The following is an 11,950-nucleotide window of genomic DNA, read 5'->3' as shown; positions in this document are numbered from 1 at the left end:
CTGGTATGAAATATTTAATGACAAAACGACTTATATACTATTATGTCAAACCATAAAATACTTACAATTGACAATCTGTCACTTCAGGAATTTGATTCAGAGGCAGATTTGATTCCATTATTAACTCCGGAAGATGAAGAGGAAATGAACAACGAGGAGCTTCCGCTCTCGTTGCCAATTTTGCCGTTGCGCAATACCGTTTTATTTCCGGGAGTTGTGATTCCAATTTCAGCAGGAAGAGACAAATCAATCAAATTAATTAATGATGCCAATGCCGGCGGAAAAATTATTGGTGTAGTTTCTCAGATTAATGAAGAAGACGAAGATCCGTCCAAAGATGATATTCATAAAATTGGAACCGTAGCCAGAATACTTCGCGTTTTAAAAATGCCTGATGGAAACGTAACTGTAATTTTACAAGGTAAAAAACGCTTTGAAATTGATGAAGTGGTTTCCGAAGAACCTTATATCACTGCTACGATCAAAGAAGTTTCGGAAGAACGTCCGGCAGAAGATGATACCGAGTTTAAAGCAATTTTAGATTCTGTAAAAGAACTGGCGATTCAAATTATAAAAGAGAGTCCGAACATTCCGTCAGAAGCTACTTTTGCGATTAAAAACATTGAAAGCCAATCGTTCTTAATCAACTTTGTTTCTTCTAATATGAACTTGTCTGTAAAAGAGAAGCAAGGTTTGTTGTCTATAAATGGATTGAAAGATCGTGCGCTTGAAACTTTGCGCTATATGAACGTTGAGCTGCAAAAATTAGAATTGAAAAATGACATTCAGTCAAAAGTTCGTTTTGATTTAGACCAGCAACAGCGTGAATATTTCTTGCACCAGCAAATGAAAACCATTCAGGAAGAATTGGGAGGCGTTTCGCAGGAGGAAGAAATGGACGAAATGGGGCAGAAGGCCAAAGCTAAAAAGTGGGACGAGAAAACGCAGAAACATTTCGAGAAAGAACTGTCTAAAATGCGTAGAATGAACCCACAATCACCTGATTTTGGAATTCAGCGCAACTATTTGGAATTATTTTTAGAATTGCCGTGGGGCGAGTATTCTAAAGATAAATTCGATTTGAAACATGCACAGAAAGTATTAGATAAAGATCATTTTGGACTTGAAGAAGTAAAGAAAAGAATGATTGAACATTTGGCCGTATTGAAACTTCGTAACGATATGAGATCGCCAATTATATGTTTAACAGGGCCTCCGGGAGTTGGTAAAACTTCTATTGGGCGTTCTGTTGCCGAAGCTTTAGGACGTGAATATGTACGTATCTCTTTAGGTGGTTTACGTGATGAAGCTGAAATCCGCGGACACAGAAAAACATATATCGGTGCAATGCCGGGACGAATCATTCAAAGTTTGAAAAAAGCGGGAACTTCAAATCCTGTCTTTATTCTGGATGAGATTGATAAATTGTCAAGTGGTAACAGTGGAGACCCTTCTTCTGCCTTATTGGAAGTATTAGATCCCGAACAAAACAATGCTTTTTATGATAATTTCCTTGAAATGGGATATGATTTGTCTAAGGTAATGTTTATTGCAACTTCAAACAATATGTCAGCCATTCAGCCAGCTTTGCGTGACAGAATGGAAGTGATTAAAATGTCCGGTTACACTATTGAAGAAAAAGTGGAAATTGCCAAAAGACACCTTTTTCCAAAACAATTAGAAGCACATGGATTAACTACTAAAGATTTGACTATTGGTAAAAAGCAATTGGAAAAAATCGTAGAAGGATATACACGTGAATCTGGAGTTCGTAACCTTGAAACTAAAATTGCTCAAGTAATTCGTAATGCAGCAAAATCAGTTGCAATGGAAGAGGAGTACAATAAAAAAGTTACCGACGAAGATATCGTTAAAGTTTTGGGTGTACCAAGACTAGAGCGTGATAAATATGAAAACAATGACATTGCCGGAGTTGTTACAGGTTTGGCCTGGACAAGTGTTGGTGGAGATATTTTGTTTATAGAGTCTTTAATTTCTGAAGGAAAAGGAGCTTTGACTATTACCGGAAACCTTGGTAATGTCATGAAAGAATCGGCTACTATTGCATTAGAATACATTAAAGCCAATGCTAAAAAACTAGGTCTGAGTGTTGAATTGTTTCAAAAATATAACATTCACTTACACGTGCCGGAAGGAGCAACGCCAAAAGACGGACCAAGTGCCGGTATTGCAATGTTAACTTCTTTAGTTTCGTTACTGACACAAAAGAAAGTAAAGAAGAGCCTGGCTATGACAGGAGAAATTACATTGCGTGGTAAAGTTTTACCGGTAGGTGGAATTAAAGAGAAAATCCTTGCAGCAAAAAGAGCAAATATTAAAGAAATCATCTTATGTCATGAAAATAAAAGTGATATTGATGAAATTAAAGAAGAATATTTAGAAGGACTTACTTTTCATTATGTAAAAGAAATGAGCGAAGTTCTGGCTTTGGCCTTGACCGATCAGAATGTTAAAAACGCGAAAACGCTGAAGTAAAGTTAAAAAAATCCAAAATTTAAATTCCAAATTCCAATCTGATACTTCAGTTTTGGAATTTGGAATTTTTTTATTGAAATTTAATCAGAACTCTCAGATTGGAATTTGGAATTTTATTATTGTAATTTATTTTTATCGTATTTTATTTTTATAAATGATATAATTTTATCTTCGCACTTGCGTTATCCCTCTATAGGATCGCCCCAAAAGAATGTTAAAACAATTTGTTTTATTTTTATTAGTATCGATTTGCTCCATTAGTTATGGGCAAATAGGAGGGCGCTACACCTATCAGTTTTTAAATTTAACAACCTCGCCGAGACAGGCGGCATTAGGAGGTAAAACGATAACGATTTACGATGAAGATGTTAATCAGGCTATGTCTAATCCGGCAGCTTTGAATGAAGACATGGACAATCATCTTGCGATGAATTATGGAAGTTATTACGGAGAAGCTTCTTATGGAACTGCTTCGTACGCTTATACTTACGACAGACATGTGCAGACGTTTTATGCAGGAGTAAGTTATGTTAATTATGGTTCATTTGAAGGTTATGATGAAAACGGACAGGCTACCTCAAATTTTACGGGGAGTGAGGGCGCACTTTCATTGGGGTACGCTTACAATGTTCCGTTCACCGATTTGCATATAGGTGCAAATATGAAGTTAGTAACTTCAACGTTAGAGAGTTATAATTCTATAGGAGGTGCAATTGATTTAGGTTTTTTGTATGTAATTGAAAAAAATGACGTAAATTTGGCTTTAGTAATACGTAATATTGGTACACAATTTACCACGTATTCAGGAATTAAAGAAAATTTACCATTTGAAATCGTGGCAGGAGTTTCGCAGGAATTAGAGCATGTGCCCCTTCGCTGGCATCTTTCATTAGAAAATTTGCAACAGTGGAATATCTCTTTTTCGAATCCCGTTCGTGGAGAGACCGGCATCGATGGATCAACAAGTAAAGAGAAAGTTTCGTTTGTCAATAACGCTTTGAGACATGTGGTTTTTGGAGTAGAACTTTTTCCAAAAAAAGCATTTAATTTGCGTTTAGGATATAATTTTAGAAGGGGAGAAGAATTACGGGTGAATGAACAGCGTAATTTTTCAGGGGTTTCGGTAGGATTTGGTTTAAAAATGAATAGATTAAAATTTAATTATTCGTATTCCAGATATACATTGGCAGCAAATACAAGTCTTTTTGGTCTAATTTTAAATTTTCAATAATGATATGAAAATACTTAGTTTGTTTTTATTTTTAACGGTAGGTGTTTTAACGGGTGCGAAACATTACTATAAAAATGAAACTACTATTTCCAGCCTGGAAGTAGAGCGGATCAATACCAGAGTAAGCGAAATTAAAAACATGATTAGTATTGACTCTAAATACAATACTAAAATTGCTTTTTTCGTTGATATGAGAATACCATCGGGTAAAAATCGTTTTTTTGTTTACGATCTGGTAAACAATAAAATTATAGATCAGGGCCTTGTAGCACATGGTTCGGGATCTGAAACAGGTGTGAAAGGCAGCTTGAGATTCAGTAACACCCCTAATTCGAATTGTACTGCATTAGGGCGCTATGTGATTCAAAAATGTTACAAAGGAATTTTCGGAAAGGCATATAAATTAAATGGTCTGGATGAAACCAATAACAATGCTTTAAAAAGAGCGATTGTATTGCATTATTACTCAGCAGTTCCTTATGAAGAACAAGATTACTACATTAGCAACAGTCATGGCTGTCCGATGGTAAACGAACAATTCTTCAAACGACTCGAAAAATATATAAGTTGTTCTAAGTCAAATATTATCCTGGATGTTTATTATTAGAAAACTTAGAATATAATTTTGATGAACTTAAATCATAATATTGCTGTTGTTTTTTCTTCAACAGCATTTTTTTTGCTCTGATTTTTATTCCATTTTAAATTTCCGCATTGTATCAATACCATTCTATGAAGAAATTCCTTTTTATTTTTCTTGTTGTAATCCTGTTTTTTGTTGGTTATAAGATCATTAAGAAAGAGAGGACAGCTCCTTTGTTAGTAGCAAGTACAATTGACAGCAAAAAAATCAATGAAATCAGGAAAGTTATAAAGAGCGATTCAAAATACAATGATAGATATGCTTTTTTTATCGATATGAAAATTCCCTCGGGCAAGAACCGCTTTTTTGTATACGATCTAAAAGCCAATAAAATTATTGATAAAGGATTAGTAGCTCATGGTTCGGGGTCAGAGACCCAAATAAAAGGTAAGTTAAAATTTAGTAATGTTCCAAATTCGCTCAGCACTTCATTAGGGAAATACGCTATTGGTGAGCATTATAACGGAAAGTTTGGTAAGGCCTACAAATTATATGGATTGGATACCACAAATTCGAACGCATTTGATCGTGATATTGTTTTTCATTATTATTTTGATGTTCCGTATGAAGAGCAAAATGGATATATTTGCAACAGTTATGGATGCCCGATGGTGAACAAGAAATATTTTGAAAGAGTGGCAAAAATAATTGATAATTCCGGATCCGATATTGTGATGAGTATTTACTATTAAAACCGGATTGGAACAGTAAATAAGTTTAAATTTAAAAATAAAAAAATTGAAAAAAATTACCATTGCAATTGATGGATTCTCCTCAACAGGAAAGAGTACTTTGGCAAAACAATTGGCGAAAGAGCTGGAATATGTTTATGTAGATACCGGAGCAATGTACCGTGCGGTGGCACACTTTGCCATGCAGCATCAGCTTATTGCAGCAGATTTTTTTGATAAGGCAGCACTTATAGCAGCTTTGCCAAACATTCAGTTAGAGTTTAAATTCAACGCTGATCTGGGTTTTGCTGAGATGTATCTTAATGGCGAAAATGTGGAAAAACAAATCAGAACCATTGAGGTTTCTAATTTTGTGAGTAAAGTTGCCGAGGTTTCTGAAGTGCGTTCTAAATTGGTAGAGCAGCAACAGGAAATGGGAAAAAACAAAGCAATAGTGATGGATGGAAGAGACATTGGGACCGTAGTTTTTCCTAATGCCGAGCTTAAAGTTTTCATGACTGCCAGTGCCGAGACCCGTGCACAAAGACGTTTTGACGAATTACAGCAAAAAGGCGACAACGTTTCCTATGAAGACGTCTTGAAAAATGTAGTTGAAAGAGATTATATTGATACACACCGCGAAGATTCACCTTTAATCATTGCCGATGATGCGATAGAAATAGATAATTCTTACTTAAACAGGGAAGAACAATTTGATGCAGTTCTGGAATTAGTAAAGGATGTTGTTAAAACAGTTTAATTTTTTGTAGATATCATTTTTAATGGTAGTTTTACCGCTTTATTTATTTAAAGACAATTTCATCGTATGGGAATTAAAAATAGGTTGATTATAATGAGCTTTCTTCAATTTTTTGTTTGGGGAGCCTGGCTTATAACAATTGGAAATTATTGGTTTGGAACTAAAAATTGGGAAGGAACCCAGTTTGGTCTTGTTTTCGGAACCATGGGAATTGCTTCTTTATTCATGCCCACTTTAACCGGAATTATTGCAGACAGATGGATTAATGCAGAAAAACTGTATGGTGTCCTGCACATTCTTTATGCCGTAGTTTTATTTGGTATCGCACATGTTACAACACCTGATAATTTTATATATGTAATGTTTATTGCAATGTGCTGTTACATGCCTACTATTGCTTTGAGCAATTCTATTTCGTATACTTCGCTTAAGCTCAATAATAAAAACATTGTAAAAGATTTTCCACCTATCCGTGTTTGGGGAACGATTGGTTTTATTGCTGCAATGTGGATCACTAATTTAAGCGGAAGCAAAGCAACAGAATACCAGTTTTATATCGCCGGAGTTGGTGCATTAATTCTTGGATTTTATGCTTTTACATTGCCTAAATGCCAGCCACAACGTCTGACTAAAGAAGATGCTTCACTGGTAGAAACTCTAGGACTAGAGGCCTTTAAATTATTTGGAAACTACAAAATGGCTTTGTTCTTTGTATTCTCTATGTTTTTAGGAGGAGCTTTACAATTGACGAATGCCTACGGAGATGTATTTTTAGACGAATTCAAGCATTTCCCTAAATATGCAGATTCTTTTGTGATCAAATATTCGACTATAATCATGTCGATCTCTCAGGTATCTGAAACCTTATTTATTCTGGCAATTCCATTTTTCTTAAGACGTTTTGGAATCAAACAGGTAATGTTAATTAGTATGCTGGCATGGGTGCTTCGTTTCGGATTATTTGGATTTGGAGATCCTGTAGGCGGTTTGTGGATGATTATTTTATCTTGTATCGTTTACGGAATGGCATTTGATTTCTTTAACATCTCAGGTTCTTTATTCGTTGAAAGCAATACAGATTCTAAAATACGTTCATCTGCGCAGGGATTATTCATGATGATGACTAATGGTGTTGGAGCAGTTTTAGGAAGCTTGACTTCCGGTTGGGCTATTGACCGTTTCTTTACCAAATCATTCACGAATACTACCGAGTTGGCAGGATTTTTACAAACAGAGAGTACAAATTCAAAAATGCTGGAATTTGTGAAAGGACAGGGTAATTCAATTTCGGCGGACGGAATTTTTACAAATCCAATTTTAATGAAAGACTGGCATCATATCTGGTTGTCATTTGCAGCTTATGCCTTAGTAATTGCGATTGCCTTTGCTATTTTATTCAAACACAAACATGACCCAAAAGAAATAGAGAATTTGAGTCATTAAAAATATAAGACACCGTTTGCAATCCCGTTTTCATCAATTGAAAACGGGATTTTTTTTGAAATAACCTGTAGCCATTAATTGACTTCGATACGATTAAATTGAAACAGATCATTATTTGCTGATTTTACGGTAATATAATATTCACCAATAGGTAAATCTGTTTCAATTTTACCATCCTTTTGAACAAGTAGGGTAGATTGCAGCGGAATTAATAAATCTGCGTTTTTAGTTGCATTATATTCCTCTAATAAGAAAACATCAACCAATAGTTCTTCGTTTTTAAATTGTGAAAATCTCAGGTCTTTCAGGCTAACCTTTTTGAAAGTCTTATCCGGGTAAACCGATTGCAGGTTGGCTTCAAGGTTATTGATTACAAAATAATCAGCACTTGATTTCATTAAAGTATCTTTTGCAAATACAGCTTTAGGAAGTAAAATTAGTTTTTCTTTTGTGTTCATCATAACAGTTTCCTGATTGATGGTAACGGGATCTATGTGAGAGTATTCTTTTAAATAATTGGCCATAAAACGCTTTTTCCCATCTTCTTCCAGATGACCATGACCTACATAAATAAAAATTTTAGCTTTTGGATCTTTCTCTAATATTTTCATGACATTTTTGGCTTGTCCTATTTCTCTATCTATTTTCTGATCGGCGTTTTCATGTCCGACTAGCGTAAATCCCATAGCATTTGCTTTTCTTACGAAATGACCAAAATAAGGGTCTTTGATATAAAATCCATTTTTGGCATTTGGAATGGGAGCGGTATTAGTACCATAATTAGGTGTAAAGGTTTCCATAGAAATTACAGTGAATCCTTTTTGTTTCAAGACGTCAAGGAGATTTAGAGCAAACAATCGATGTTTGGGATAAAAATGGTCCTCATTGAGTATAATAATCTGATTGTTGTTAGCGAGATCTGCAATTGCTGCAATCACAGCTTCCTCTTTTTTGACTTCATTTTTGGATAGTGAGTTTAGAACAGTGTGATTAAAATTACTCTTATCACTTTCATATTTCTTAATCAGTAAATTATATTCTTTATTGTTGCCTATATAAGAATTGATCGTTAAGTACAAAGGGTCTTTGAACATTATTTTTTTTGGATCTTTTATAGGAGCCAGCTTTATTTTATCTCTTCCCTGCAGGTAATTTTTATGAGGTTCATAGGTATAATAATTAAAAAGATGCATATAAGACAGTTTATTCAAAGAGGTACTGTCTAGATGAACCCTTCGGATATTTTCGTTAGCCTTTTCCAAATGATTCGTATTCACGGGCATTCGCGTAAGTGAAATGACTTTTTTTGCTCCTTTTTGTTTTTCAAAAATAATAATGCCATTGATACTGTCATTTCGAACCAGTTTTTCATGAGTAATTGTATCAATTGGTTTTTCAATCTTTTCAAAGAAATAGTAGCTTTCTAAATTTTGATTTGTTTTGTAACTAAGTATTGCCTTTGCAGCAGAAATATCTTTAAAATCCCCAATACTTTTTCGTAGTGTACTTTTATTAAGTTTAGAAAGATCTTCATAATTCACATTTTCCGGGATGTCGATGGAAACATCCAATAATGAATTGTAAAACAAATCGCCTTTGTTTCTTTCTCCGACGATATAATTGTGTTGGACAAGATTCTGATGAGTGGGTTTGCATCCGATGAGTGCTAAAAAACAGCTTGCAGAACAGTAAGATTTTTGAAATCTGACAGGAATTAATTTTATCATAGTTTTAGAAGTATAGAATAACAAATATCACTGCTTTCTCAGGGTTTGAATGCTGGTTTATTATCGTAAACCTGTATTATATTAACCCGTTGAGACAATTAATTTTAAAATGCCTCGTGATTCTAATTCTATTTTGATATTAAACATTATTACAACTAACGGATAATGGTGATTAACTTTTAGAGCTGGTGATAAAATTGTACAGGAAAAATGTTTACATGTACAATTTGTCTTACTTTATTTAGGAATATCTTTGCTATTGTAATGAAGAAACAAAGTAATGTAATACGTAAAACCATGAGAAATAATAGTACCGGATTGGCAGTTTTTTTTATTGCAGCATTAGGTTTTATACCTGTAAAAGCGCAAGTTAAGGAGGAAAAGCCTCTTTTTCATTACTCTGTAATGGATGCGATGCGTAATGGTGTTTATTCGGGTGAACTTACGATTGGAGAACTTGCCAAAAAAGGAAATTTCGGAATTGGTACTTACAATTATTTAGATGGTGAAATGATTGCACTGGATGGTATTTTTTATCGGGTAGATGCTTCCGGAGAGGTTGGGGTTGCTACAAACAGCCGTAGAATACCATTTGGTTCAGTTGCTTTCTTTAAAGCTGATATGCAGTTTGAACTTACCCATATAAAAGATATCGAAGAACTGCAGAATGAGGTGATAAAAAGACTTCCTTCTACTAATAAACCTTATGCCGTTCGTATAGAATGTGAATTTGAAACCATTACAGTAGGTGGCGCCAGGCGTCTAGATGAAAATGATACTACCGGATTGGCGGAACTCATGAAAACAAGACCTTTGTATCCAAGAGAACATATCTCGGGGACTATGGTTGGTTTTTACAATCCTCCATATTTCTCGGCCATAGATTTATCTCCGTTTCATTTTCATTTTATTTCCAGAGACCACAAATATGGCGGACATCTGATTTCCGGAAAATTAGGGACAGTAACTATAAAAGTCAGCATAGACGAAAAACCGGGTTATGAGGTTATTTTGCCCCAGCAGAATAAAGTTTTTAACAAACCCTGGACAAAGCAAGACGGTGTTAAAAGCTCTTACTAAAAGAGTGCCGGTATAAACCGCTTTATTATTTAAAATTCAACAAACATGACAAAATTAAAATTAGCAATTTCTGCAATGATCTTGCTCGCTACTGCTATGACAGCACAGCAAACGAAAGAAATTCAGCATCTAAAATTTGATAATTTGGGATGGGAGCAACTAGGCGATAAATTACAACGCAAATATGTGTATGGAGAACAGGGCATGCTGGCGCTGTTTAAGATGGACAAGGGGGCAAAAGTACCTTTGCATCAGCATCCAAACGAACAAACGACTTATATTACAAAAGGAAGTGTAAAAGTGAGCATGCAAGGCAAAGATTATGTTGTTAGTGCGGGTGAGGTATTGATTATTCCGGGGAATATTCCTCATCAGTTTGAGTGTTTGGAAGACGGTACTTTAGATATAGATTTTTTTGCTCCGCCACGTAAAGACTGGATAGAAGGTACTGCCAGTTATTTTGGAAACACAAACAAAACAGCTACTGCTCTTGAGGTGGTTGCCGCTATGGACATACGTCCGGGTGATGTGGCTGTATCGGCCGAAGGCAGGATCTTTGCAACCATACATCCACTGGGCAATCAAAAAACGCAATTGGTTGAGATTGTGAACGGAAAGGCTGTTCCGTATCCTTCTGTTTCTTATCAAAAGAATGGTGCAAAACCAAGCGATGCCAAATTTGATGCAATGTTGGGATTAATCTTTGATAAAAACAATCAACTTTGGGTAACAGATATGGGACTTGAACTTGGAAAATCCAGACTTTGGGCTTTTGATATTAGTAAAAATAAGGTAGTGCAAAAGATCGAATTGCCTCAAACAATAGCTCCAAAAGGTACTTTTACACAAGATGTTGCCATCGACGAAAAAAATGGTTTTGCTTATCTGGCGGATATTGCCAATCCGGGAATCATCGTATTGAATCTAAAATCCAAAAAAGCACGTCGCTTTAGCGGACATGCTTCTTTACAGGCAGAAGATAAAGACATGATTATTGACGGTAAAGTGACTTATTTTGGAGGGAAACCCGCCCGCGTTGCCATTGATCCCATTACACTTTCGCATGACAGAGAGACAATCTTTTTTGGAGCAATGAACGGAACTTCGTGGTATAATGTACCTGCCAGATTATTTAGAGAAGGAAAAAGTGATGCCGAAATTAGCAGCGCCATAAAAAAAGCGGGCAACAAACCTTTTAGCGATGGAGCGTTGACAGATGAAGAAGGAAATCATTATTTTACTAATCTTCAGGAACATGCCATAACAAAATTGGATGCTACGGGTAAATTGACTACTATTGTACAGGATGCTCAAAAATTGCAGTGGCCGGATAATGTATATAAAGGTCCTAACGGGTGGATGTATATTTCAGTAAATCAGCTTAATAGCACTCCTGCATTTACCGGTGCAGACGATCAGGGAAAACCACCTTATTATATTTTTCGTTTTAAGCCATAAAAGCTCCGATTTAACTTAATACCAGTATTAAATGTTTACATTCTTCAGGGTTTCAACAAGTATCGCTATAATAGGTTTCTTTGTGCTTAGCTTAGTTACATTGAGTGATGTTTTCATTCATGATAATCAACTGTTTTTTCAGGTATTGACTATTAGTACGGCCGTTATTTTTGCCACTATAGGTCTTGTTGGAATTGTGATTTATAAAAATTTAAAAAATATCTGGCAATATACATCAAAAGAAGAGCAACACCATTTTGCTCCTATTTCTATGCGAAGGTTGCTGATGGTCTTTGGTTTTATTGGATTAGTAGTTGCTTTATTTTGCTTTATACTTTGCATTGGATTAATAGGTAGAATGCAGGATGGAATGGCTTTATTCGGTTAGAATAAACAAAGTTTTAAAAAATAGGTTTGTTAGCCTCTACAAAAAGACATTAT

General features: G+C 35.2%; 10 protein-coding genes. 9 read left to right on the top strand and 1 reads right to left on the bottom strand.

The features are described 5' to 3' along the window. Window positions 1–42: 42 nt before the first annotated feature. The 6 genes from lon (at window position 43) to FLA105534_RS15725 (ending at window position 7,244) form a co-directional block, all read left to right on the top strand. Window positions 43–2,496: an endopeptidase La gene (lon, locus tag FLA105534_RS15750; RefSeq protein WP_173967076.1), complete on the top strand. Its 2,454-nt coding sequence runs from the start codon at window positions 43–45 to the stop codon at window positions 2,494–2,496. Between the two features lie 211 nt (window positions 2,497–2,707). Next, entirely contained in the window at window positions 2,708–3,727 is a 1,020-nt protein-coding gene (gene porQ, locus FLA105534_RS15745) for a type IX secretion system protein PorQ (protein WP_173967075.1), read from the top strand. 4 nt (window positions 3,728–3,731) lie between these two features. After that, complete coding sequence (locus FLA105534_RS15740; RefSeq protein WP_173967074.1) at window positions 3,732–4,334, top strand: murein L,D-transpeptidase catalytic domain-containing protein; 603 nt, start codon at window positions 3,732–3,734, stop codon at window positions 4,332–4,334. Between the two features lie 125 nt (window positions 4,335–4,459). Further along, window positions 4,460–5,062 carry a murein L,D-transpeptidase catalytic domain-containing protein gene (locus FLA105534_RS15735; RefSeq protein ID WP_173967073.1) on the top strand — a complete coding sequence of 201 codons (603 nt, stop codon included), beginning with the start codon at window positions 4,460–4,462 and terminating at the stop codon, window positions 5,060–5,062. Between the two features lie 46 nt (window positions 5,063–5,108). Further along, entirely contained in the window at window positions 5,109–5,801 is a 693-nt protein-coding gene (gene cmk, locus FLA105534_RS15730; RefSeq protein WP_173967072.1) for a (d)CMP kinase, read from the top strand. Between the two features lie 66 nt (window positions 5,802–5,867). Further along, the gene (locus tag FLA105534_RS15725; protein WP_173967071.1) at window positions 5,868–7,244 is read left to right on the top strand and encodes a nucleoside permease; all 1,377 of its coding nucleotides are present in this window, start codon (window positions 5,868–5,870) and stop codon (window positions 7,242–7,244) included. A gap of 74 nt (window positions 7,245–7,318) precedes the next feature. On the opposite strand, the gene FLA105534_RS15720 is transcribed toward FLA105534_RS15725, so the two are convergent. Next, complete coding sequence (locus FLA105534_RS15720; RefSeq protein ID WP_173967070.1) at window positions 7,319–8,971, bottom strand: hypothetical protein; 1,653 nt, start codon at window positions 8,969–8,971, stop codon at window positions 7,319–7,321. Between the two features lie 297 nt (window positions 8,972–9,268). On the opposite strand from FLA105534_RS15720, the gene FLA105534_RS15715 reads away from it, so the two are divergent. Genes FLA105534_RS15715 through FLA105534_RS15705 form a run of 3 tightly spaced genes read left to right on the top strand, consistent with a single transcriptional unit; the run spans window position 9,269 to window position 11,897 of the window. Beyond that, complete coding sequence (locus FLA105534_RS15715) at window positions 9,269–10,051, top strand: acetolactate decarboxylase (RefSeq protein WP_173967069.1); 783 nt, start codon at window positions 9,269–9,271, stop codon at window positions 10,049–10,051. 45 nt (window positions 10,052–10,096) lie between these two features. After that, on the top strand, window positions 10,097–11,509 hold the full coding sequence (locus tag FLA105534_RS15710; RefSeq protein ID WP_173967068.1) for an L-dopachrome tautomerase-related protein: 1,413 nt from the start codon (window positions 10,097–10,099) through the stop codon (window positions 11,507–11,509). A 31-nt stretch (window positions 11,510–11,540) separates the two neighbouring features. Continuing rightward, window positions 11,541–11,897, top strand: a complete 357-nt coding sequence (locus tag FLA105534_RS15705) for a hypothetical protein (RefSeq protein WP_173967067.1) — start codon at window positions 11,541–11,543, stop codon at window positions 11,895–11,897. Window positions 11,898–11,950: the final 53 nt, after the last annotated feature.

It is taken from the genome of Flavobacterium collinsii, from assembly GCF_902804485.1.
In the GTDB taxonomy this organism is placed as follows: Bacteria; Bacteroidota; Bacteroidia; order Flavobacteriales; family Flavobacteriaceae; genus Flavobacterium; species Flavobacterium collinsii.
Note: the sequence above shows the minus strand (reverse complement) of the source record. Positions and strands in the feature narration are given on the sequence as shown.